The organism is Pseudomonas sp. MWU13-2517 (assembly GCF_023242545.1).
Classification (GTDB): Bacteria; Pseudomonadota; Gammaproteobacteria; order Pseudomonadales; family Pseudomonadaceae; genus Aquipseudomonas.
In genome coordinates this window covers 265688-289790 of sequence record NZ_JALMFA010000001.1, presented here as the reverse complement: position 1 = coordinate 289790, position 24103 = coordinate 265688, and the positions used below count along the sequence as shown (strand labels likewise).

At 53.5% G+C, this 24103-nt stretch carries 22 protein-coding genes and 3 pseudogenes; 11 read left to right on the top strand and 14 right to left on the bottom strand.

Features of this window, described 5'->3' with window-relative positions; genetic code table 11:
- Positions 1-113: 113 nt before the first annotated feature.
- The 7 genes and pseudogenes from dapA to M5B97_RS01290 all read right to left on the bottom strand — a co-directional run bounded on the left by dapA (position 114) and on the right by M5B97_RS01290 (position 4495).
- Positions 114-971 carry a 4-hydroxy-tetrahydrodipicolinate synthase gene (dapA, locus tag M5B97_RS01320; protein ID WP_248730487.1) on the bottom strand — a complete coding sequence of 286 codons (858 nt, stop codon included), beginning with the start codon at positions 969-971 and terminating at the stop codon, positions 114-116.
- Between the two features lie 306 nt (positions 972-1277).
- Positions 1278-1772 carry a VOC family protein gene (locus M5B97_RS01315; RefSeq protein WP_248730486.1) on the bottom strand — a complete coding sequence of 165 codons (495 nt, stop codon included), beginning with the start codon at positions 1770-1772 and terminating at the stop codon, positions 1278-1280.
- A gap of 52 nt (positions 1773-1824) precedes the next feature.
- Positions 1825-2211, bottom strand: coding sequence for an ester cyclase (locus M5B97_RS01310; RefSeq protein ID WP_248730485.1), 387 nt, complete (start codon positions 2209-2211; stop codon positions 1825-1827).
- 119 nt (positions 2212-2330) lie between these two features.
- Entirely contained in the window at positions 2331-2873 is a 543-nt protein-coding gene (locus tag M5B97_RS01305; RefSeq protein ID WP_248730484.1) for an adenylate kinase, read from the bottom strand.
- A 119-nt stretch (positions 2874-2992) separates the two neighbouring features.
- Positions 2993-3250: pseudogene (locus tag M5B97_RS01300) on the bottom strand (LysE family translocator); the annotation flags it as partial.
- Positions 3251-3423: 173 nt separating this feature from the next.
- On the bottom strand, positions 3424-3777 hold the full coding sequence (locus M5B97_RS01295) for a hypothetical protein (RefSeq protein WP_123718526.1): 354 nt from the start codon (positions 3775-3777) through the stop codon (positions 3424-3426).
- Positions 3778-3808: 31 nt separating this feature from the next.
- Entirely contained in the window at positions 3809-4495 is a 687-nt protein-coding gene (locus M5B97_RS01290) for a toll/interleukin-1 receptor domain-containing protein (protein WP_248730483.1), read from the bottom strand.
- A gap of 408 nt (positions 4496-4903) precedes the next feature.
- Here M5B97_RS01290 and M5B97_RS01285 point away from each other — a divergent pair, with 408 nt between their 5' ends.
- A complete protein-coding gene (locus tag M5B97_RS01285; protein ID WP_248730482.1) occupies positions 4904-5461 on the top strand; it encodes a helix-turn-helix transcriptional regulator in 558 nt (185 codons plus the stop codon).
- Positions 5462-5568: 107 nt separating this feature from the next.
- Positions 5569-6144, top strand: coding sequence for an HD domain-containing protein (locus M5B97_RS01280; protein ID WP_248730481.1), 576 nt, complete (start codon positions 5569-5571; stop codon positions 6142-6144).
- A gap of 171 nt (positions 6145-6315) precedes the next feature.
- On the opposite strand, the pseudogene M5B97_RS01275 reads toward M5B97_RS01280, so the two are convergent.
- Together M5B97_RS01275 and M5B97_RS01270 are read right to left on the bottom strand one after the other, a co-directional pair.
- Positions 6316-6684: pseudogene (locus tag M5B97_RS01275) on the bottom strand (LysE family translocator); the annotation flags it as partial.
- Positions 6685-6842: 158 nt separating this feature from the next.
- Positions 6843-7745 (bottom strand): LysR substrate-binding domain-containing protein, encoded by a 903-nt coding sequence (locus tag M5B97_RS01270; protein WP_248730480.1) that lies wholly within the window; start codon positions 7743-7745, stop codon positions 6843-6845.
- Between the two features lie 160 nt (positions 7746-7905).
- On the opposite strand from M5B97_RS01270, the gene M5B97_RS01265 reads away from it, so the two are divergent.
- The 4 genes from M5B97_RS01265 to M5B97_RS01250 all read left to right on the top strand — a co-directional run bounded on the left by M5B97_RS01265 (position 7906) and on the right by M5B97_RS01250 (position 12116).
- Positions 7906-9207: an FAD-dependent oxidoreductase gene (locus M5B97_RS01265; RefSeq protein ID WP_248730479.1), complete on the top strand. Its 1302-nt coding sequence runs from the start codon at positions 7906-7908 to the stop codon at positions 9205-9207.
- 51 nt (positions 9208-9258) lie between these two features.
- Positions 9259-10347: a polyamine ABC transporter substrate-binding protein gene (locus M5B97_RS01260; RefSeq protein ID WP_248730478.1), complete on the top strand. Its 1089-nt coding sequence runs from the start codon at positions 9259-9261 to the stop codon at positions 10345-10347.
- 341 nt (positions 10348-10688) lie between these two features.
- Complete coding sequence (locus tag M5B97_RS01255; protein WP_248730477.1) at positions 10689-11210, top strand: GNAT family N-acetyltransferase; 522 nt, start codon at positions 10689-10691, stop codon at positions 11208-11210.
- A 132-nt stretch (positions 11211-11342) separates the two neighbouring features.
- Entirely contained in the window at positions 11343-12116 is a 774-nt protein-coding gene (locus tag M5B97_RS01250; protein WP_248730476.1) for an alpha/beta hydrolase, read from the top strand.
- Positions 12117-12528: 412 nt separating this feature from the next.
- On the opposite strand, the gene M5B97_RS01240 is transcribed toward M5B97_RS01250, so the two are convergent.
- The 4 genes and pseudogenes from M5B97_RS01240 to M5B97_RS01225 all read right to left on the bottom strand — a co-directional run bounded on the left by M5B97_RS01240 (position 12529) and on the right by M5B97_RS01225 (position 16161).
- Positions 12529-13227 carry a hypothetical protein gene (locus M5B97_RS01240; RefSeq protein ID WP_248730475.1) on the bottom strand — a complete coding sequence of 233 codons (699 nt, stop codon included), beginning with the start codon at positions 13225-13227 and terminating at the stop codon, positions 12529-12531.
- Positions 13228-13338: 111 nt separating this feature from the next.
- A pseudogene (locus M5B97_RS01235) lies at positions 13339-13557 on the bottom strand (VOC family protein); the annotation flags it as partial.
- A gap of 210 nt (positions 13558-13767) precedes the next feature.
- Positions 13768-15390 (bottom strand): methyl-accepting chemotaxis protein, encoded by a 1623-nt coding sequence (locus M5B97_RS01230; protein ID WP_248730474.1) that lies wholly within the window; start codon positions 15388-15390, stop codon positions 13768-13770.
- Between the two features lie 375 nt (positions 15391-15765).
- Positions 15766-16161, bottom strand: coding sequence for a RidA family protein (locus M5B97_RS01225; RefSeq protein ID WP_248730473.1), 396 nt, complete (start codon positions 16159-16161; stop codon positions 15766-15768).
- A 139-nt stretch (positions 16162-16300) separates the two neighbouring features.
- Between M5B97_RS01225 and M5B97_RS01220 the strand changes: the two genes are divergently transcribed.
- On the top strand, positions 16301-17221 hold the full coding sequence (locus tag M5B97_RS01220; RefSeq protein ID WP_248730472.1) for a LysR family transcriptional regulator: 921 nt from the start codon (positions 16301-16303) through the stop codon (positions 17219-17221).
- Positions 17222-17543: 322 nt separating this feature from the next.
- On the opposite strand, the gene M5B97_RS01215 is transcribed toward M5B97_RS01220, so the two are convergent.
- Complete coding sequence (locus M5B97_RS01215; protein ID WP_248730471.1) at positions 17544-17870, bottom strand: phosphotyrosine protein phosphatase; 327 nt, start codon at positions 17868-17870, stop codon at positions 17544-17546.
- 701 nt (positions 17871-18571) lie between these two features.
- On the opposite strand from M5B97_RS01215, the gene M5B97_RS01205 reads away from it, so the two are divergent.
- The 4 genes from M5B97_RS01205 to M5B97_RS01190 all read left to right on the top strand — a co-directional run bounded on the left by M5B97_RS01205 (position 18572) and on the right by M5B97_RS01190 (position 23808).
- Positions 18572-20452, top strand: coding sequence for an AAA family ATPase (locus M5B97_RS01205; protein ID WP_248730470.1), 1881 nt, complete (start codon positions 18572-18574; stop codon positions 20450-20452).
- A 104-nt stretch (positions 20453-20556) separates the two neighbouring features.
- Entirely contained in the window at positions 20557-21474 is a 918-nt protein-coding gene (locus M5B97_RS01200; protein WP_248730469.1) for a HEPN domain-containing protein, read from the top strand.
- 38 nt (positions 21475-21512) lie between these two features.
- Positions 21513-22712, top strand: coding sequence for a HEPN/Toprim-associated domain-containing protein (locus tag M5B97_RS01195; protein ID WP_248730468.1), 1200 nt, complete (start codon positions 21513-21515; stop codon positions 22710-22712).
- Between the two features lie 214 nt (positions 22713-22926).
- Positions 22927-23808: a DUF2971 domain-containing protein gene (locus M5B97_RS01190; RefSeq protein WP_248730467.1), complete on the top strand. Its 882-nt coding sequence runs from the start codon at positions 22927-22929 to the stop codon at positions 23806-23808.
- Positions 23809-24103 lie beyond the last annotated feature (295 nt).

The window sequence follows — 24103 nt, the reverse complement described above, 5'->3', positions numbered from 1 at the left end:
CACAGCAAAATGCACAACATGGCATGGAACATAGGCCGGTATCGAGCGGGTCGCAACCGGCCGGTCGGATGGATGTCTTTTTTTGGCGCATGGGCAAATACTCGACCGTTCGATCAGCGCTGTAGCAGCGCCTGCCAGCGCGCCACCACCGCTTGGCTGGCCTGCTGCATCGGCGCGCGCAATTGGCTGCCGATCACGCCGTCCAACGCCAGCGCCGCCTTTACCGGCGCCGGGTTGGGTTCCATGAACATCGTCTCGATCAATGGTCGCAAGCGAAAAAACGTCGCCCGCGCTTCGGCCAGCCGGTTATCCCGTACCTGTTGCCACAGCGCGACAAACTGCTCTGTCTGCACATGCGCCGAGGCGGCAATCGCACCGCTGGCGCCCAGGCACAGCGCGTTGAATATCTGGATGTCCTCGCCGCACAACACGTCCACCTCGCCGCTGGCCAGCAGCGCCAGGGTGTTGCTCAGGTTGCCGCCACAGTCCTTGACTGCCTGGATACGCGCATGGGCGACGATATTCAGCAACGTGGCCTGCTCAAAGGTCGCCCCGGTGCGATAAGGAATGTCGTAGAGAATGACCGGCACGCTGGAGGCATCCGCCACCGTACGGAAAAAATCTTCAAGGCCCGCCTGGGAGGGGCGGATGTAGCTCGGCGCGGGCACCAGCAGGCCGGCCACCGGGCGCTTGAGGATTTCGCTCTGGAACTGCAGTAATTCGACCTGGTTATTCCCCGCCAGGCCCATCACCACGCGGTGCGGCGGGACCCACTGCAGCACGGCATCCAGCACGGCCAGTTGCTCGTGGCGGGACAGCGCTGCGGCTTCGCCGGTGGTGGTGCACACCATGATCCCGGCCACGTGTTTTTCCAGCAGGTGGCCGAGCAGTCGATGCAGGCCGATAAAGTCGATTGCGCCGTCCTGGAACGGCGTGACCACGGGAACCCAGATACCCTGAAACGCTGACATGCACTTTCTCCTGATGATTGACCGCTTGAGTCACCGTCAGAAGGGCATGGGGAATTGTGCAAAGGGGGAGTGGGTCCGCGCTCAAGTCCTGTCAGCTCATCTGACGGGACAGCGCGCCCCGGTCACATGAGCGACTGTTTCTTCGATTTGAGGGCGTGCGCTACGCAACCTTGCGCCTTGGCAATCAAGCCAATGACGGTGAGGTCAGCGGAAAACGTAGCAGACATGAGCAGGCACACCCTGGATAAGGCCTTCATCTTCAGGGGATGTGACGGAATGTGTCAACCCCGGCGCAAACGTCCCCTCTCACTCAGAGCGATCAACCCCGGCCACGGCGGCTTCGATGGTGGCCACGTCGATCTTGGTCATGGTCATCATGGCGTCAAAGGCGCGCTTGGCTGTAGCCGGGTCGGGATGGCTGATCGCCGCGCTCAACACACGAGGGGTGATCTGCCACGACACGCCCCACTTGTCCTTGCACCAGCCACAGGCACTGGCCTGACCGCCGTTATCGATAATGGCGTGCCAATAGCGGTCGGTTTCAGCCTGGTCGTCCGTCGCTACCTGAAAGGAAAACGCGTTCGTATGCGGGAATGCCGGGCCGCCATTGAGACCCAGGCAGGGGATGCCCATCACCGTGAATTCGACGGTCAACACATCGCCTTGTTTGCCCGAAGGGTAGTCGCCCGGCGCCAGGTGCACGGCATCGACGCGGCTGTCGGGAAAGGTCGCGGCGTAGAAGGTCGCCGCCTCCAAGGCGACGCCGTCGTACCAGAGGCATAGCGTGTTTTTGTTGTGCATGTCAGCTCTCCACCGGGTTGATAGGTGCGTGGAGTCTAGACGACGCGGGCCATCACACCTGCCGTTCGATCGCCGCCTTGTCGATCACTGACCAGACGTGCGCAAATTTCCCGTCGATGGCTTCGTAAAATACGTTTTCATCAAAGACAACCCGCTTGCCATTGATCGGTAACCCTAAAAACTCCCCACGGGGGCTGACGTCGAAATTCAGTCGGCTGGCAATCGTGGGCGGGTCGACCACCAGCAGTTGGATGCGAAACACCAGGTCGGGAATTTCGCGAAAGTCTCGCTCCAGCATCGCGCGATAACCTGCGAGCCCCACGAGGGTCGCGTTGTAGGTGACATCGGCGTGAACGAAATCACCAAGGTGTGCCCAATCCTGACGATTGAGGCAGTCGATATAGCCGTGGTAAAGATCGGCGAGTTCTGTTTGGGTCATCGAGTGTTTCCTCTTGAAGGTGTAGGCCCATCTCGATTGCACACGTCCTGAAGCCTGGCATCGGGTTCATTTTGTGGAGGTCTCGAGTTTTTACGAGACGTTGACTTTGCTCTTCCGAGCTACGACGGTAATTGGGACAACGCATGAATCACATCCTGCGCCATTTTTTCCGCACTGCTCAACCCATCCACTCTGACAACCGGGACGGTTCGCTTCGACAGCCACACCTCATGCAACGCCCTGTTGCGGCCCGAAAAGGTCGGGTCGTCATACCGCGAAGCCCATTCCTTGAAGGCCACATGGATCTCATGCATGTCGCCGCCTGGCGCGATCCGATCTCCATAGCGCTGTGTTTCACGTGCGACCAATCGTTCAAGGCGAACGGGGGTTGGCGTTGCAATAAATACAATCAGCTCGGCGTGGTTGATCAGTGAATCTCCCCACTCCATGCAAGAGCCGGTCAGTACCCAATTATCCTCACCGAAGCGTTGCTGGATCAGAACCACGCGCTCGTTGGGCGGGCGTTTGGTGGTAAACGGAGGGTCGGTGGGCAGCCAATAGAAGTCATCGACATCAAGATGGCGAAGGCTGAGCAAAGAGGCGAGGGTACGACCCAGTGTTGTCACGCCTGCACATGACGCGCCTGTGATATAGATCCGCAACTTTTTCCTCCATGAATAAAACGGGTTGCGCGCGATACGTCAGAGGGCCGGTATAGCGCTCGGGTGAGGTACAGGTTGTTGTCCTTTACCTCGCCCCGATTGTGAACTCCCGCACGTTGTCATGCCCTGCGTGCTGTCAACAACACCGTCGCCGCTGCCGACAACAACCCGGCGCAGCAACGATTGAAGATCCGCTTGCCCCGTGGCTCGGCGAACCAGCGGCGCATATGCAGGCCCATATAGGCGTATGTGCTGATGGCGATCCACTCCAACCCCAGGAACATGACACCCAGCAGCGCGAACTGTGGCGTGACAGGTTGGCCGGGCACCACGAACTGCGGTAGGAAGGCAGTGAAAATCAGGATGGCTTTCGGGTTCGCTGAGCGCTTCCTGATGCCTCGCTATGCGTCGTCTGCTGGCCTGTGCTAGGGCTGGGGAGGCCGCTTTCACCGAAAGCGGTCCTTCTTGAGTGAGTACTTCGCTACTCAGCTATCGAATGGGGTTGGTGGCACTTTATCAAAAACCGTTGATAAACGGCTTATACGAATCATCAGCGATTGGAGAGTTCAAGACCTTCGCCCAACTGTATAATTTCGTTCGTCCATGCAATAACAAGGCACAAGCCAAGATTTTCAATGCCCCATTTACGGCGTTCGTCCCCGGCATAGCCACCATAAATTTGGTTGATTCGCTCTTCATAGAAACTTTCAAAGTCTCCATAAGCTGTACTTTCTAGATGAATGCTTAGATCTATATCTGATCCGCACCTTTTTTTTATAAAGCGCAGAAGCCCTTTGTTTTCAATTGCTGTATGTACTTCGGAAATAGTGATGTCGTTATATTTTCCAGAATCAATCAGGCTGTTGATATGCAAGATTAGTAACGTCAGTGCTGTAACTTTCATATGATCTCCGTGATAAGTATGAGTTGTATAACTAGAGCGCGACCAACTCGGCGATTTTTTTCGCAACCACTGCCATTGAGTCTTCTAAAGTGTCCAGACCGCTTCGGGAGGCGAGTAAGGGGCTGACGTTGCGGAGAGCTTCATACGTTGTGTTGTGTACGATGGGAACGAGCTGATTACCCGCCAGGAGTGCCGAAAGCTCTTTGTCGGCCACGCTCTCTTTTGGGAGGCGGGCCAAAAGCGCGGGGGTCACCAATACAAGCCCAATTCGCGAATTCGCTAAGCCCTTGTCGATAGCACGCATCATTGGAACGCCAAGGCCTAGGTCTTTTTCGCTGAACCAAACTTTGACACCGGCTGCCACTAGCAGCTCGTGCAGCTCCTTGGCTGGACCCAGCCGATCGTCCCATGCATGGCACAGGAATACATCACGTAGATCGGGCTGAGCGGCTGCTCGTGTCTCAATGGTTTGGCGGATTGGCGTGAGGGACTGCACTTGGGCAGACGTGTAAAAAACGGACGAACCGGCTTTCGACCAGCGAGGCTTTGAACCGCCGTTAGATGTACTACCACTACTACCACCACTGTTGGCATGGCTACTTCCGCTTGTGCTCGGTGAGGAGTACGAGCGGAAGCTGCTGCGATAGCGGCATGCAGGGCATGCAGCGGCTGCTGCTGATGAGCTATGTCCGCGTACTGGTGCTGTGCATCTAGACATGTCGTGATCCTTCCATTGGTCATTCCCATTGCGACATACGGATGTAAGTCCGACCGAACGATAGCCTAGTGCCACGACTAAAGCGAAGAGCAAATCCAGGGCAAATTAATATGCCTTCAGAAGTGGAGCCAAAGCTCTGCCTGTGTAACGGACTAACTGAAAGCAGCCAATCAGAATATTTTACATTGCCCATCATGGGGGTTGCCGCTAGCCAGCTTGAGTCTCAGTCGCGAAGTGGCCGCTTTCGACCCGCCCTTCGCTACTGGCAGTCATCGGCTAGAAGCAGTCGTTCATAGGAGGAACACACAGCTTTCGCGAAATCAATCCAGCTTTAATCAGCCCAGCCCATTTGCAGATATGTACCGCATAGATCAGACTTGCTCGCCCATCCACTTTCCGCATTCCGAAATGTCTGACATATGGCCAAACCCCACCTTGCCCGGCGTCATGCTAAGACGGTGGCGTCAGTTACACCGGGTCAAACAGTCTGATGCGGCGGAGTTATTCAGCGTCACCCAATCGACCATCTCACGTTGGGAGAGTGGCGCACTGGCGTTGGATCCCCTCGCACACATAAAGCTTGAGAAATTATTGGCCGCTCGCCTTTCTACAGCCGCAGATCAAGCGCTGGGCCGAATGGTGCGTGAAAGCTCGCGTCCCGTTCATCTCATTTGCGATTTGACGCACCGTTTGCTTGCCTGCTCACCTTCGCGAGCAGCCCAGTTCGCGACTCCTGTCAGCGAGCTGTTGGGACGCTCACTATGGCGCTTCGCGACACCAAATATCCTTAGCAAGGAAGTTGCCCTAGATAAATTGGGTTGGCGGGAAGCTTTCGCACCACCTGCACTGGAATTTCTAACAGGTAACAATGATTCGCCCATCGTTCCGATTAGCCAAAGCCTATGTCGTTGGACACGTATCGCTCTTTCGGACGGAACAACGGCACGCCTGGTTGAGTCGCTCTGACTGCGTAGTCATGCATATTTTATGCGTGGACGCTGAGCGCCTTGAGATTTAGTCTGGTCTGAACAAGGTGAGCAATACTTTGCTCGCCGAATGAATCAGGGGTGTTCATGGACATCGGAAAAATCAAAGGGCGCCTTGAGTTTCTACGCGAGACGGAAAAGCTCAAGGATGTACTCAGAAGCGCACACACTTCTTCAGGGCGTACGGAAAGCACGGCAGAGCATAGCTGGCGTCTTTGCCTGATGGCCGTTGTCTTCAGCGATTATCTGACGGGACTCGATAAGCTGAAAATGCTCAAGATGTGTCTTATCCACGACTTGGGAGAGGCCATCAGCGGAGACATTCCCGCCGTCAATAAAAATTCGTTTCCCAATAAGAGCGAGCAAGAGAGACGCGATCTCGTGCTCTTGACCAGAGCCCTGGATGAATCTTTAAGAACCGAGATATTGGCACTTTGGGATGACTACGAAAGTGCTTTGTCGCCCGAGGCAGTAGCCGTCAAGGCGCTAGACAAGCTGGAAACAATGCTCCAGCACAATCAGGGCAAGAACCCACCTGACTTCGATTACGAATTCAATCTTGCCTATGGCAAAAAATACACAGATGCCGCCCCTCTCTTCGAGACGCTTCGTAATATCATTGACCAGGAAACCAAAGAGAACATGCGTGCAAAACCGAAGTGAATCAGCAGCAACCTTGCTGGGCATGCGTTTCAACTGACTTTGCACACCGAACACCGGGGACTCTTGCTAGGGTGTTCGTGGAGCGTCCGATTCTGGCCGAACGCTGCCAGTCAGGAATGGCAGCTAATCGCCGGAAGCAGCGCGTCAGAATAATTCATATTCCCCATCGTTCGGCTTGCCCGCGGCCACCAGAAACTCCTGCCGTGCCAACGCCCACAAACCCACCTTGGCCGTATTCGCCTGCGCGTGCACCTGTGGATTTGCCCGCCACAGTTGGAACGCCAGATAAAACAGATACGCCGCCCCTAGAATCTTGATGGCGTAGAACAACACCTCCGAGGTTTGCAGCACCACCGCCAGGCCGGCAGAGGCGAGGGCGATCATGCCGGCGAAGGCCAGCAGGCGGCCGATGCCGGCGAGGCAGGAGGTGCGGTAGCCGTAGCGCGTGGCGTTGCTGACGGAGAGCAGGTTGTTGGGGCCTGGGGCCATGTTCAAGGCAAAGCAGGCCGGGAGGAAGAGAGTGAGGGTGGCGAGGTCCATGTGAACTCCGGTGACTACTCGGGCAGGGGGGCTCACAAAGGTAAGAGATAGGCAGGCGCTACAGCAACTGGTGAGTTCAATCCTGCAGGACCGGCCTTGGTGAGGAGCCGCTGACCGATCCTCTTCGGACATTCGAATCAAGGGCTGGCTCTGGTAGGTCAATTTGCGCTTTCGTTCTGTTCGGCCTGCTGGGCGAACCATTGCATGATCAGCGAGCACGCTGGATGAGAGGCGGCGGAAGGTTGTGGGCAGAGCGAATAGACCCCTCGGGTCTTCAAGGGGTGGCCGAACGGGATGAGTAGCACGCCGCGTTCTATCGATTCTTCTGCCAGGGTTATGTCGGTCATGGCTACCCCCAGACCTCGCGCGGCGGCATCGAGCGCCAACTCATCGAGGTTGAAGGGGATATGTCTGTAGTCTTCCAGCGATTTACCATTATTGGCTGCCAGCCAGTCAATCCAGGCCTGCTTGTCGGCGGAACGATGGAGCAGAGGGTAGCGCACAAGATCGTCTACTGATTCCAGCGGATGGGTTGAGTTAGCCAGACCGGGGGCGCACACCGGAACCAGCGCTTCCTCGAACAAGGTCAAGCAGGATGGATCACCCGACGGCTCGGGCAGATAGAGGATGTAGGCGTCGCTGTCGCTGGCCGGCTCGACGACCTCGGTCGCGACGGTTTCGATCGATAGGGAAATGTCCGGGTGACGCCGGTAGAAGTCGCTCAACTTCGGCAGCAACCAGCGGACCGCCAGCGACACATGCATACGGATGCGGAACGGGCGCTTTTGTGGTGCGAGGCGGTCTTCGAGGGTTTTCAGCTGTACGAGGATATGCCGCGCACTGGCGAGCACCAGCTCGCCCTCCGGGGTCAGTCGTAGGCTGCGACTGTTGCGGACGAACATCGACGCGCCGAAGTGACTCTCCAATTGCTGAATCTTCCGGCTCACGGCGCTTTGGGTCAGGCAGAGCGTGTGCGCCGCTTGCGTGAAGCTGCCGCAGTCCGCAACTTCGACCAGCGCCTGCAAGCCTTGCAGCGAAGGCACGTGACGTATTTTATCCATGCGTTTTAAGAATACCTGGATGATTTAATAACGTTGGTTGTCACCATAAAGACCCATTAGATTCTAGCCATAGCTGCTGCCATCTGAAACTAATCATGCGAATTTTACATGCGCGTAGTGAGCAGGCGGGCTGGCGGAATGACAGTCGATGAGGTGATGCATGGAAAACGTATGTGGCTGGATTGCGCAGGCCGGGGAGTCACCGGTTCGCGATCCTCTGAGCGGGAAGCAGCAGGCCGATTGGCTGGTCATCGGCGCCGGCATAACCGGGCTGAGTGCCGCTCACTCAATCGCCGAACTGCATCCCCAGGCGCGCATCGTGGTGGTCGATCGGCAGCGGGCCGCGCAAGGGGCCTCGGCGCGCAATTCCGGGTTCGTCGTGGGCCATGAACATCCGACCACACCTGAATTGCAAGGCAACGATGGGTTTGCCGGTTTTCAGGTGGACACCACGATCTCCCGTGCCGCCAGCGACGAAGTCCGCAAGCGCATTGCCCGTCATGGCATCGAATGCGATTTGCGCGAGTCAGGCTATTTCTTTGCCGTCAGCGATCCGCGCAAGTTGACCGATGTCGAGGCCAAATTGCAGACGCTGCACGCTGTGGGGGCCTCCGCGCAATTTCTGCAAGGTAAGCAACTGATCGAGAAACTGGGAACCCCGCATTACCAGGCCGCGATCTGGTGCGGCAATGGCAACGCGCTGCTGCAACCGGCGAAATACGTGAAGGGTTTGCTCGATGCGCTGCCGGATACGGTGACGCTTTTCGAAAACACCGAGATCACTGGCCTGGAGCGTCTGGGCAACGGCCGCATTCGCGCCAACGGACGCGATGGCAACATTGAAGCCAAGCAGGTTCTGATCTGCCTGAACGCCTTCATCTCCCGCGCCGGTGTCAGCGACAGCGGCACTTTCGCGATGGAACTCAGCGCCAGTCTGACGCGACCACTCAGCGACGAGGAGTTTCAAGCCATCGGCGCGGTAGAGCCCTGGGGCGTGCTGTCCACCCGGCCACTGGGGGCCACGGTGCGATTGACCCCGGATCGTCGGGTGATGATCCGCAACACCGCGGAATATCGCTCGAACGACTTGTCCCGCGCTGAGTTGGCCGTGCGCCGTCAACACCATGTACTGGGTTTGCAACGACGTTTTCCGATGTTGGGCGAACAGGACATCCAATACACCTGGACCGGGCATCTCAGCGCTTCACGTTCCGGGCAACCGTATTTTGCCAAGGTCGAGGAGGGCGTGTTTGCCGTCGCCGGCTGCAATGGCTCCGGTGTGGCGCGCGGCACGTTGTGGGGCCGCCTGCTGGTGGAACTCGCATCCGGCGCCGATTCGCCAATTTTGCAATCAGTCATCGAACGGGCCCAGCCCGGCTGGCTCCCGCCCAAGCCGTTCCTCGACATCGGTGCCATGCTGCGCATGCGCGTGGAGGCGGCCCGAGCCCGATCAGAAGTCTGAAAACCAGCTAACAACCACAATAAAAGCACTTCATAACGAAGGTGATTGAACATGCGCGTCAATACAGTTTCCCTGGTAGCACTTCTCTCGACGTTTTGCGCGGGCGCTTACGCTGAAGAAACCGTCAATATTTCCAACTGGAACGGCTACATCGCCGACGACACCCTGGCCAACTTCACCCAGGAAACGGGGATCAAGGCGACTTACGACATCCACGACAGCAACGAAGTGCTGGAGTCGAAATTGATGACGGGCAACACTGGTTATGACGTGGTCAGCCCGTCGAACCATTTCCTGTCGCGCCTGATCAAGGCCGGGGCGATCCAGAAACTCGACAAGAGCCGATTGCCTAACTGGAAAAACCTCGACCCGGCGTTGATGAAAAAACTTGAAGTCAATGACCCCGGCAACCAGTACGGCTATCCGTATATGTGGGGCACCGCAGGCATCGGCTACAACGTCGAGAAAATCAAGGCGATCTTCGGCAGCACCGACGTCACCCATTCCTGGAGCCTGTTTTTCGACGAGAAAAACATCAAGAAACTCAGTGAATGCGGCGTGGCGATTATCGACAACCCGACGCAGGTCTTGCCGATTACCCTTAACTACCTCGGGCTGCCTCATCACAGCCATGAGCCGGAGGATTACAAGAAAGCCGAGCAGGCGCTGCTGAAGATCCGGCCGTACGTCCAGTACTTCCACGCCTCCAAGTACATCAGCGATTTGGCTAACGGCAACGTCTGCGCGGTGATCGGTTTCAACGGTGACATCGTGCAGGCCGCTTCCAGCGCCAAGGAAGCCAAGAACGGGATCGACATTGCCTATTCGATCCCGGACGAAGGCTCCACCCTGTGGTTTGACATGGTGGTGATGCCCAAGAGCGCACCCCACGAGAAGAACGGCTACACCTACATGAACTACCTGCTGACGCCGCAAGTGATTGCCAACATCAGCAACAGCATCCACTACGCCAACCCCAACGCCGCAGCGGATGCCTATGTGGTGCCGGCGGTGAAGCAGGACCTGGCGATTTACCCACCGAAGACGGTCATGGACAAGTTGTTCACCGTAGAGGATCTACCCGCGTCCATCGCGCGGTTGACCACTCGCCTGTGGACCAAGCTGAAAACCAATACATAACCACCTTTACTCCCTCTCTGGGTTGCGTCGCCTTGGCGCGACTCAAAGTCAGAGGGGGCGCTCTAAATACCTGCATTGGCCAGCAGGAAAGCACACACTTCGCTTAGAGCGACGGTTGTGCGAAGAGGCCCATCCGAACCTGGCGTATTAGTGTTTCTGCCGGTTAAGCCTTGAAGATGAAGTCCCGATCACTTCAGGCAATGCAGGCTAAGGTTTATACCGATGGTGCTTCTATCGTCGAGCGCTTTTGGCCGATGCTGTCATCTCTCCTTCCTGATGGGCGGGCATACTGAGGCTAATCACCACCTCAAGCACCCAGTGTCCGAACAAGGAGTTCATCAATGATTCGCAAGGCGTTACCGGCCGACGCAAAGGCCATTGCCCAGGTGCATATCAGCAGTTGGCAAGAGGCGTACCTCGACCTGATGCCTGCCGAATACTTGATCTCGTTGCAAGCCACGCTGGCTCAGCGTGAGGCGTCTTGGACCCGCTCGATTGAATCGGGCGAGTCGAACGTATGGGTTGCTGAGCAGGACAGGCAAATCGTCGGTTGGATATCGGTCGGTGCCAGCCGTGACGAAGATGCCGATCAGGAACATGTGGGTGAGGTCATGGCCATCTACGTGTTAGCGGAGTGTTGGCACACGGGCGTCGGGCTTGCCTTGTGGAAAGCCGGCCAGCAGTACTTGGTGGAGCAGGGTTATCAGCGTTTAACCCTTTGGGTCTTGGCCGGTAACGAAAGAGCCATCCGATTTTATCGACGGGCAGGATGTGTTGAGGAAACGGGGAGTGAGCGCAGTCTTCAGAGGGGCGGTACCGCGCTGGTAGAAGTGAGGTACAGGTTGTCCTTGCGCCCGTTGTGAGCGTTGGCTGCATCGTGCAGTGTCATCAGGGAGTGAATATGTTCGAAGGTTTCCAGCTCGAAATGATTGAGTTGCCGGAGACTACGTTACGCGTACGTTTCGGTGGCTCGGGCCCGCCATTATTATTGCTTCATGGCCACCCCCCGTACGCATACGACGTGGCATAAGGTTGCACCGCTGCTCGCAAGCTCCTTTACGGTGGTCTGCCCTGATTTAAGGGGGTTCGGCAAGTCCGCTAAGCCAGCGGATCCGCATGACTACGAGGCGTTTTCAAAGAGAGCAAAAGGGCGCGACTGCGTGGCTCTCATGGACACCCTTGGGTTTGATAAATTTTACTTGGCAGGACATGACCGCGGCAGTTATTCAGCCTTTCGCACAGCGCTCGATCATCCGTCACGTATCCTAAAGCTTGCGATCCTGGATGGCGTACCCATTCTCGATGCGCTTGAACGATGTGATGCGCGGTTCGCGTCGAAATGGTGGCACTGGTTTTTCTATGCCCAGCGCGACATGCCAGAAAGGGCAATCCTTTCAGACCCAAAAGCTTGGTATGGCGGCAGCGCAGAGGCTATGGGCCAGGAAAACTATGATGATTTTCAGGCCGCGATTCACGATCCCGACACAGTAGTTGGGATGCTCGGTGACTATCGGGCCGGCATTGCACTGGATCACTTACATGATAGAGAGGACCGCCAGTCTGGTCTCAAGCTTCAATGCCCACTCCACGTTCTCTGGTCGCTAAAGGATGATCTCGAGGCCCTTTACGGTGACGTACTTTCCGTTTGGGAGCCATGGGCCGAACAGAAGGTTACTGGCGAAGGAATTGACAGCGGCCATCACATGGCTGAAGAAGCCCCAATCGAGTTGGCTCGTGCACTTAAGGCTTTCTTCACCGAGGAAACATGATGCTTGTTTCTGGCCGAGGGTGTGTAAAAACGTTTTCAGCGCAGCATGCATCCGAAGCCAGACTGAGGTTGGCGTTTCTACGCACAATCTGTATCTGCTCACTTGCCCATAAATTTCAGATTTAACGTAGATGCGCCACTTCAATTTTAGCGAAGCGTTTTACACACTCTGGGCCAAAAGCAGTCATTAGATTGGGGCCTAATTGTTCTCACCCAATCGCATTTTGGCCTGTTTTAGCTTGACCTGTTCAGGCTCAAGTTCGTTGATGACCCACATTTCCAATGCCTCTCGAATCGATCCCCCCAGAACTCTGTTGCACTACCCCCATCAACTGCGGCGGAATGCATAGCATGGCGAACGGGTCTTCACGGCGACACTCAGGCCAGGCACCTGGCCCCTTCCTTGCCTGGGCCTATTCGTGGCTCTTCTGCAGTTGCGTCAAGGGGGAGACCGTACGGAAGGTACCATCGAGATCTTTGACACAGAAATCGCGGGGAAGGGGGCGCTCATTGGTAATACCGTCTTCGGCCTTTAGCTCTCGTGCGCCGATGATGCAGCCCCCACTGAAAGTGCTGGCTTGCACGTATTCAAGCTCTAGCTCGTAATTATGGCCTGCCTCAGGAATGAAGCGAATCGGCTTCGGCCAGCAGGAATACTGGCTTCCGCCTGCAGCAAAGAATGCCAAGAGGGGCGTGCCGGCGGGCACTACGACTTCGTCGTACTGTTTCAGCGTGCTGTTGATGGCGATCGACTTCTTGCTGCTGGGCATGCCAATAAGCATGTTGCGCTTGTCGGAATCCCGCCACGGATACAGCCCCGGCGTATCGACGTGGGGATTCTTCTGACCCAGTTGGTCTGCCGATTGGGTCTTAAGGGCTCCGTAGAAGCTTTCGCATGAATGGCCACTGATGTATGCGGCATGGGTTGTGTCGCCGGTGATGAAACGGATCCGTGCGGTTGTTGCCGGATCGTAGTTCGCGGCCTGGATGTGATCTTGGACGTTGGATTTGGAACTCGCGCAGCCTACGATGAGGAGCGCGAAGCAGAGTGGGGAGGTTACTTTCAAAACAGAAAAGCGGTGTTCAATTTTAATAAATCTCAAAAAATCCATATAAAAACTTCCTTAATACTTGCTACGCGAAGATTCTTTCTTACGCCGGCTGTTAGCTTGAATCCGCCCTTCACGCCAGTCTACTCCGTCCAGTTCCATTGTAGGTTGATGCCTTCCAAATGGCTTAGTCAACGGCGCCGTCAGCCATTGACCCGCGTCCGAATCAACCTCCTCAAGCATTACTTGAGCCCCATTCAAATCAAGGTATGCAAATCCATCTTCTGGGCGTTGATAAGCTACGTTGAAGCCCAAGCAAGAAACCCAAAAAGCTAAGCTGCTCTCCAGGTTGGTTACCATTAACTCCGGAACCAGTTGGTTACGTTGGATCATGAGATGACTTCCATTTCACACGGCACACTTTGCAGGTTGGCGGGCTCTGAACTTATGACTTCGAAGCCGAGACAGGGTCGTGGCGAACAGGATGATGCACGGTCGGGCGGGAATTATCGAGTCTGCCCCGCATCAGTCCATGACTGAACACGGGGCTCGATCTCGCAATCCGGCAGCTCAGTAGAGCCGATCTACTCCCTGACGATACGGCTACGCACTCAGGCGTGCCGTCACTTCATTCAACTGCCCTGACAGCCCGTGAAGGTTGAGGCTTGCCGCTTCGGTGCGCTGCATGTTGTCCAGGTTGGTGCTGGCAATTGAGGTGATTTCGGTGAGGTTGCGCGAGATGTCTTCGGCCACCGAGGTTTGCTCTTCGGCGGCGGTGGCAATCTGGCGGTTCATGTCGCGAATGGCTTCCACGGCATGGGTGATGCGCTCGAGCATGGCGCCGGCCTCATTCACTTGCGCGACACTTTCTTCACTGCGCGACTGGCCGCTTTCAATCGCCTGAGCTGCGTCCACCGCGCCGGTTTGCACGGTCTGGATGATCTGGTTGATCTCGATGATCGACGCCGCGGTACGCTGGGCCAGGCTGCGCACTTCGTCGGCCACGACCGCAAAGCCGCGTCCGGCTTCACCGGCACGGGCCGCTTCGATCGCCGCGTTCAGCGCCAGCAAATTGGTCTGCTCGGCGATGCCGCGAATCACCTCCAGCACCTTGCCGATGCGGCCACTGTCGGTTTCCAGGCGACGGATGACTGTAGCGGTGTTGGCGATCTCGCCACGCATTTGGGTGATGGTGTGAATAGTGCCCCGCATGACTTTTTCGCCCTGTTGCGCGGACTGGTCGGCATCATCGGCGGCGCGTGCGGCATCGGCTGCGTGACGAGCTACTTCCTGGGCAGTGGCGGACATTTCGTTCATCGCCGTAGCCACCTGATCGGTACGGTTGAACTGCTCGTTGGTACCGCTGGCCATGAGGCCGGCGATGGCGTTTAACTCACTACTGGCGCTGTCCAGATCCTTGGCGCTGCGCTGCAGGCGGTTGAAGGTTTCGGCGAGAAAGTCGCGCAAGGTGTTGGCGGCCATGGCCAGTTTGCCCAACTCATCTTCACGGCTGTTGGCCACGCGTTCGGCGAATTTGCCTTGGCTCAGTTGCGCCACGTAGTCGATCAGCTTGCGGATGGGGTCAACCAGGTTGCGGTTGATCAACCAAAGGCTGAACAGACCGATCAACAGACCCGAGGCGAGCATCACGATGATCCCCAGCATCACCGTGCGTTGGGCAGCAGCGCTGATCAGCGTCGACTGCTCGGTGCCCTGCTTGCGCAGTTCGCCGACCAGTTCGCTCATCTGATCGCTGGTGGCGCGATCCACTCCTTTGACGGCAGCGTCGCCGGCGGTAGGGTCTGCACCGGCGGCGATATAGGCATCGCGACCTTTCTGGTAAGCGCTGCCCAACTGACGGTGTTCTTCACGCAGGCGTTCAATACGGGTCTTGAGTTGACCGTCCAGGCCTTTCTGGCTGGCCAATTCGCCGAGGATCCCCTGTACGTCGCGCTGACGGTCTTCGAACTGCTTCCAATATTTATCCAGATCTGCCGGCTGCTTGCCCCGCAGCAATACGTTTTTCCATTCCTGAACCTGCACCTTGAATTGCAGGTTGGCCTCATCGATCAACTGCGACGTATGCAGCGGACCTTCGATCAGGTTGGCGTAGTTTTGTACGCCGCTGGACAGGAAATGAAAGCATGCCAAAGCAATCAGCAACATTGCCAACAGGCTGCCGCTCAGCAACGTGAGGATTTGGGTTCTCAGGGATTTTTGCAGCATCGGATGATACTCATGACAGGAATGAAATACGCCTGGTTTGGCGTGAAAGACGTCCAAACTTCCTTGTCTGCGGTTCTGGCTCGTGGCCGGAGCCGCGCAAGCTAACACCTGCGTCATCGGCGCGCCAGAGCGGTTCTTTAGGAGAGCCCGACCGTCGGTGTCTTATCAGCTCTCGGTTATCTTTCGTCCTATAGATATCCTGTGGTTTGAGTTGCAGTGAGCGCAGGTTCTGGCCGATTGCAGACCTTCGTGAGAGGCAGCAATCGGCCAAATGAGAACAGTCACTGGAGGCTGCACCCCACCGAGAGTGAGAGGCGCGTTTTCTTTTAAAACAAGAGGGTTCCGGTCGAGGTTCGGAGTGGTGCTGATTCGGTCTTACTCCGGTAGCCTGGCGATTACCTTGATCTCGAAGTCGAAGCCGGACAGCCAGGTCACGCCGATGGCCGTTGCTGTCGAGTAGGGCGCTTCGCCCCAGTATTCAGCCGCTACCGCCCAGATAGTTTCGAATTTCAAGTCGGGGTCGACCATGAAGATGGTCGTGTCGACCACATCGTCGAAACTGCTACCGGCCTCTGCCAGTATCGCGTTGAGGTTGGCGAAGGCCAGGCGAACCTGTGCCGCGAGGTCCGGCTCGGCCGAGCCATCCTTGCGGCTGCCGACCTGGCCGGACACGAACAGAAAGCCATTGGAGCGAATCGCCGGCGAGTAGCGGTGCAGTTCGTACAGTGCATGGCGGTCAGGCGGGGAAACGACATCACGTTTACGGGTCATGGCAGAGCTCCTTCAGGGCCATCGCGGCCCGCTATTTAAGATGGAGCCACTGTAAAAAGGCCGCCGGCCTGGATAAACGAGCAACTCTGGTCATGATTGTTTGTAGAATCCAAACTATCCCGACCTACTGAGGCGTGAAATGGACCGTTTCGATGCGATGCAGGCCTTCGTCCGAGTGGTGGAAACCGGCAGCTTCACCAAGGCGGCAGCCACCCTGCACATGAGCAAGACCAGCGTGACGCAACTGGTCCAGCAACTGGAGGCGAGGCTGCGCGTGCGCCTGCTCAACCGCACCACACGCAAGGTCAACATCACTGCCGATGGCGCGGCCTACTACGAGCGCGTCATCCGGCTGCTGGCCGATATGGACGATGCCGAGACCAGCTTGTCCAGCGCCTCGATTGCACCACGCGGCCGATTGCGGGTGGACGTGCCCAGCCCGCTGGCGCGCATGGTATTGATACCCGCTTTGCCAGGGTTCTACGCACGCTACCCGGAAATCCAGCTGACCATGGGCGTGAGCGATCGCATCATCGACATCATTGGCGAAAACATCGACTGCGTAGTACGTGGCGGCGAGATCACCGATCAGTCCCTGGTGGCAAGGCATGTGGGCGACCTCAAGGTCGGCATCTATGCCGCGCCGGACTACCTGCAGCGCTTCGGTAAGCCGGCGCATCCACGTGAGCTGGATGATGGCAGGCACAGTACTGTCGGCTTTCTCTGGTCGCGCACAGGCAAAGCCTTGCCCTACACGATGCAGCGGGGTGATGAGATCATCGAGGTCCAAGGCCGCCCGCTGTTGATTATCGACGATGGCAATGCATACCTTGCCGCAGGACTGGCCGGCCTGGGCGTGCTTTGGCTACCGCAGTACATGGCCAAACCGCACTTGGCCAGCGGCGAGCTGCTGCCGCTGTTTGAGGAATGGCACATGGAACCGATGCCGATGTATCTGGCATTCCCACCCAACCGTCATGTCAGCACCAAGGTGCGGGTATTTATCGACTGGGTAATAGAATTGATGGCTGAACATGCACCTGTGGTTGGGATAGGGTGATGCTGGAGGGGCTTTCGGCCAAGAGTTGCACCGATGCGTGCTTACACGAACGTTGGAATGTAAACCTTCGCCAATGACGGCCCAACGCATTTTGGATTCATTACAAAGCGCTCGGTTATTTGGCAGCGCTGAACTCGATTACGGATCTCTGCGTTGCGAGCCTATCCATGTGCGTGCCTCGACAGTCTGCTGCTGGCCGTAAGTGGCCCGTCACAAATGGCGGCTAATGGGTGTGAGTTTGATCTTTAAACGCAATAGAAGGTCTAGATCGGCCCGCCGGCTATCCGCGACCATTCCTGCGACAGTCGTTTCCGCATGAAGCCTATGTGGTGAGGCAGGACGTCACAATGTCTTCAAGCATGCCCACCAGTTCAGGATCCATGTAGCGGTAATCATCTGGAATATCGAGAGAGTGGAACCGTTTGTGTTCAAGAAGGCGGGCGTATTCAGCCTGAAGACGATTAAGGTGTTTGCGTTCCATGACAAAGATCACATCAGCCCAGCGAATATCCGCTGGGCTGATAGGTTTACGTGCATTTGGACTGGTTCCTGCTGAACGGGCATTAAAGCCGGGACGACGGCGCCAGATCGCTTCCGCAGTAGGACTACGCCATTGGTTACGGCTACAGACGAACAGGAGGTTAGTCACTCTTGATCCAGTAGTTGACGGGTTGTGCGAATGGGATAGCTCATCCCGAGTTGATGTGCTCTGTACAGTTTGGCTGCGCGGGTGTACATCAGTTTCCAATGCTTTTCTGGCTTGCACTCCAGCGGACGAACCGTATTGTCGCCTCTGCATTTAAGGGCCTGCATACGTCTCCAGGCGCGAGTTCTTTTCATCGTTATATCCTCGTGAGTACCGGGTTCAGCAGCCGCAGTAATACGAGTTGGAAATATAGTAAACGTGAATCGATGCAGGGGCTAGATAGGTTGAGCGCTTGATACTAGCAGCAGCTAATGACTGTAGGCAGTCTCAGCGCCAAACGGCCGACTTCTGCCGGTGCCGAAAGGCTGCTCTGGGTCGATAGCAGCGCTTCATTACAGGCTACTACCGGCCAAAAGCGGTCATTGCGGATGCGTATATGATACAGGGGCGATTCTAATAGCATTTATTGTATACGTCGAAAAAAGTGCTACTATTCAGCCATTATGGCAATGTCAGAAAATCAAGCTGTTAAGCAGATTGTTTTCAGGGTAAAAATGGATTCATCTAGCAAGATCCAGAAAAGTTTGATTTGTATGAGCAGAATTGTCGAATGGCAGCGCGAACACCTGAAGAGAATCTCTATTGGATCAGTTCTGTTAAATTCGTGAAATCAAATAATTTTCCACATTGATGGATGCGCACTCGTGAATGAAATAGTAGATTCTCTTGCTATAAATATAGAAGTTCAGACAGAAAGCTATCTTTTTAATGGTCATAAGCCTTCGGTTACTATTGCTTCCGGTTTAACGGTCTTAGTTGGGCCGAACGGTGCAGGTAAAACCCAAGTGCTTCGCGGGTTAAGATCTGAGCTTTCAAATCATCTTTCTAACTGTACTGCATCTAAGGTCCGTTATCTATCAGCTGGGCGGGCTAGCCCCCTAGAGCGATTCCGAGCCAAATCTGATAACCCTCATAACACCGATAATAGTCCAACCTATGTTGGGAATGCAGCTTACGGATCAATTTGGTACGACTTCGAAAGCCTTACAGGCGACTATTTAGTGCTCGAACAAAGAGCCGACCTCCGTCTTAAAGTTCAAGCTCGCCTACAAGCATTTCTGTCAAGGTCCATTCAGCTAACTTGGGGGCAAAGTGGATTAGAAATTCGTATTGTGCCAAATAGTGGAGCTACGTACCTGGCAAATAATGAAGCGAGTGGTATTCTTCAGCTTGCCCCCCTCTTGGCAGCCATCTATAACGAAGAAGTTGGCGCACTATTAATCGATGAGCCAGAAATCTCCTTGCATCCACAGTATCAGGCCTTTGTTATGCAGGAGCTACAATCCGTAGCAGGTAACCCGTTAACTGAGCCAGGTAAAAAACTCGTTATAATTGCCACGCACTCACCTAATATGCTGGCACTGCGCTCTGCCTCTGACCTTCCAAGCATGGTGTTCTTTAACGACCAAAATACGCCTCCAATACAAATCGCGATTGGCTCTGGCGTGCTAAATAATGTGAAGTTAAAAGCACTAATTTCACGACTGACCGCAACTCATCGCTTAGCTTTTTTTGCTAGAAATGTTCTGTTGGTCGAAGGACCTAGTGATGAAATAATTACCAGTCAATTAGCTAGAGCATTACAGCACCCTCTATTAGCGGCAAATACTCAGATAGTGCCTGTTATCGGGAAGCCTGAATTCGTCGATGCAATAAAATTGTTCGAGTTGATGGGGAAGCGTGTCTTTGTTTTAGCAGATTTGGACGCGCTAACGGATTCAAATGTTCTAGTAAACAAGTTTAGCACAAGGCCTGAGGCCAAAGATGCTGCACTAGCCGTAGGTCATAACACCCTCGTTGAGCTTGATTACGCAATCCGGTCGAAGTTTTCCGGTATAGTACAAAGTCATTGGAACGCTATACAAACACGAGTGAGCTCACATCCTTATTGGGTGCAGTTTGGAGAGGGTGAACGAACTGATCAAGTTCGCCGGCGGGTGACATTGGCATTTTTAATGAGTAATGGAGGTGAAGAGTTAGATGCCCTCATAGGCTCATCTGACTTTGTTGCTATAAAAAAACGCTTTGCAGTATTATTTGAAGCCTTGGAAGACGCAGGATGCTTCATTTTGCAAAAAGGTACAGTAGAAGATTATTACAGAAGCACAAACAAGAATATATCAAAAATTGATGCAGCAGCTTTGGAGGCCGAATCATTCGAGGAGGCATCATTCTGCAAGCTTAAAACAAATTATTCCGATATCGTAAGAGCGATAAAAGCCGCAGCACCAATCCAACCAGTTGATGAAAACCTATTTTTACGGGAGCGACTGGGTGGAGTACTAGGGGCGATTTTTCAATTCATGGAGACTGGTACACCTTCATCAGAATTGAACTCTCGGGCTAGAAGCTCCCACGCAGAAGTCAGCATCTTTAACTTGGAGAATTGTTCAAGCTTGGACGAGCTGAGGGTCCGTGTTTCTATAAATTCACCTTTATTTCAACGAGATACATTTCCATTTGAGGTCTCTATCAATGAAAACCTCACCAAGGTAATCAGAGCTAAACTACCAGCCTTATCGTAATCTGCAGTGATCTGCGCTTTTGTATTTTCATAAAAGAAGACTATCGAGGTAACCTCGGCGATAGTATTTGAAAAATAGACGTAGCACAGATCACTGGATTAATCATGACAAAGACAAAGTCCTACTATTTCCCTGTACTATTCTTGATGCCTGGTTTCGAAGAGTCTGAAATTAATATTGGTCATTTCACTTTGTCGACACGAAAGTGGAGAACATCGACCTTCGATCTAGCCACGCTGGCTACGAAACATAAACTGCACCTGCCTTACCAGGCAATGGATATATTTCTCGGACATTGTAATCTTGAAATTTGCATCTCAAATGTAGAAACAATTGAGGAGGCACAACAGAAATTTCGAGCAATACAGATTGCCTTATATAAGACTGGCATATCACCTTTTCTTTCACCCCTCATATCTACGCATTCGATAAACTCGTATTCCGGAATCAATACTCGTGATAGCGGGTTGAGCCTAGATATGCTCCCTGGTGCGTTGCGGACCGGACTTAAATCCAATCAAGATATTGTAGAAGTGTGGCCTTTAGAGCTTTCTTTCGACTGTCAGACGATCAACGAAAAGCGCAGTGTGTCGATTGAATCATTCTATGTGGCAGGAAAATTCGTTGCGGAATGGTTACGTATTACGGCGAGCACTCCCTCTTTACTCGCACTAGAGTCCGCAATGATTGAGGCGCCTAAGCTGTCATCAAGAGCGCAATCTATCTTGCACATTTGGACTGCTCTTGAATCTATTTTTCCATTAGTTACTACCGAAGTTTCGTTCCGGATGGCGCTTTACATGGCGCAATTGAATTCCATCGGGACAGACCGACGTGGATATCACAGTCGAGTGAAAAGGGCTTACAACATGCGTAGCAAGATAGCCCATGGGGCAAAATTCAATCCGGAATTTTCAGATTGGATGGAAGCTTGGCGCCTTGTCACAGATACGGTTACTGCCATCGTCAGACGTGGTCGATTGCCCAATGAGGAGCAGTTGCTTGACGAGTTGCTTGCTTGAGCCCTAAATAGTCTTTTTGCTGAATATTCGAGGCGCTAATGTCAAGCTGGTCAGGTATCTCACTCGATGGGATGGCGATTCTTGAGACTCAAAATTACTTCCACGAATGGTATTTTCGCAAATCCGAACGCGTAATTGAAAGTTTCGGAGCGCATGAGCTTGAGCATGAGTCTCACTTGCCTCCTGACGCAATACTAAGCACCTACAAGTACGAAATGCCAATAGAGACCCTTCGCAGAAGGCTGGATCTAGCAGGCTACAACTATGCAGCATTAGAGCAAGAGTTCAAAGAACAGCATATTCAGCTTATGTCAGACCTAGATGATATGTTAGAGCTTGCTCCGAGCCGAGTAGAGCCTTTTTATGATGCAGTCAAAAATTCTAACTTGAAAAAATGGCTCAGCTGCTTAAAAATAATAAAAGAAAATGGGCGAAGCTTAAAAAATATTGAGCTGATAAAGATTGACAAAGAATTACAAAAGCTTTTGCAATTCATGCTGGGGGCCGACTTGTACTTCACAAACTATCCAACATGTGGAGATTTTGATTTTCCTTGTAGGACAGAGGAAGGTTATGCAGTTGCGCTCTTAGAAATAACGCCGGAAAATACATATTGCGTCTTGGATGTAACAGAACTCGTTGAAGGAGGGTGGACTGAAGCATTTGATGACCTGATTGAATACCATCGAGATTTTACCCGATTCTATGATGTATTTTCTGGTTCATTAAACGACATCCAAAGCTTAAAAGCTCTTGCACCTCACAATGAAACATTGGCGAGACTTCTATATGCTGCAACCATAACAGCTATGGAAACCTATCTCTCTGACACGTTAAAAAAGCAAGTATTAAATAGAGAGGCCATTAAAAGGCGTTTCATAAAGAATCATGATTTCTTCAAAAAAGAAAAATTTACACTTTCTGAAATATATGAAAAATCGGCTTTGATAAATGAGATGATTGTTTCTGAGATAGACAAGATGAGCTTTCATAACTTGTCTCGTATCCCAGCGCTATACAGCTCTGTGCTTGCAACAAATTTCCCTAGCAGCCGTCTGTCAGAACTTAAAATGGCGATAGATAATCGTCACGATATTGTTCACAGAAATGGCAAGGATACAACGAACAAACCTCTAAAAATTCTTATGGACGATGTGAGTGCTTTGATTGTTCTGATTGATGAAACAGTAAGATACATTGATAAGCAAATTAAGGATGGATTACTTGATTATGACTAAATGAGCTTAACGGTTGATTGGCCGCTTCTGGCCGATTTCAGCCTCTGGCCAACGGCGGCATTGGGTGAGCCAGACCCAATTCACTACTGCACGCCAATATCCTGATTGTGGGTGGACGAGCTTCAGCGATGGCTTTGGCCGCCACTCCCTACACCAATTGACTATTGAGACGAGGCGTGATGGCATCTGGCCGCCCCCCCCCTGAGCCTGAACCATGCCTGAAGCCTTCTATAAGTACATGACCTACAGCACTGCTAACATTGTGCTAGAAAACCAGACTGTTCGTTGGAGTACTCCGGCGACCTTGAACGATCCCTACGATATTCAGTTTGACCTGCGTATCAATTTTGACCGAAACAAAGTACTTCGAGATACTTTAGAAAAACTTTGGAAGGTACATATCGGCGAACTTCGGGGAGATCCTGAAAATAAAATGTCAGCTGCATTTGACCTCATGCGACCATATCTTAAAGACATACCCAAGAAAGTATTTATGCACAACATGGAGCGTGGAGTGCGGGAGTCATTTGCAGTCATGGACAAAAATATTCATCAAACGTATCGCGCCACAAGAGACCAACTCTCCACGACTAAAATTTTATACTTAACTGATTCGCCTATTAACCAGCTAATGTGCGCATATTATGCCGACAGCAACAGAGGTGCGGTACTCCGCTTTCAAGATGAGCCTGGAGCAGACAGTCCATATAAAACAGCCAAGGAGATGTCTTACATGAAAGACATACCCATGCTCTTTGAAGAGGATGAGCTTTCTGACTTTTTATCAGGACTAATCACCTTCGACCAAGCTAAACGAATCAATACTTTAATCTATACAAAATCTGATGCATGGAAACATGAAAGCGAGTGGAGGATATTTTCAGGTGACGGACGAAATAAAAATGCTCCCCATGAAGATATAAAATTTGGAGCTAAAGAGCTTACAGGCGTTGTCCTGGGCTGCCGCATGCCGCTTGACCAACGAGCAGCTTTATCACTGTCAGTCAAGCGCCTCTACCCCCATGCAGAGATTCTTCAGGCGACTCCAGCTGACCACTCCTTTCAGCTTGAGATTTCTCCTTACATTGACGCGTAAGATGGCGCCATAGATAGGTATTCGAACCCATTCTAGGATCATTAGGGACCGCTTAAGGCCATAAAATACGGGCTACTTAGCTCAGTCATCTGATTCTTTGTGGCCAACAGAGGCCTTTGATCTGGCCTACATTTGCCCTGAACCGCGTCCAATACTCACTCGCACCCTTCCACTACCAATAAGATCCGCTTTCGGCCAAAAGCGAGCCTGATTTTAGCCATGGCTAAGGCACCATCTATTAGGGATAAAATACGTTATCGTTAATTTAGTAAGGAGCTGTCATGGGCACGACCAA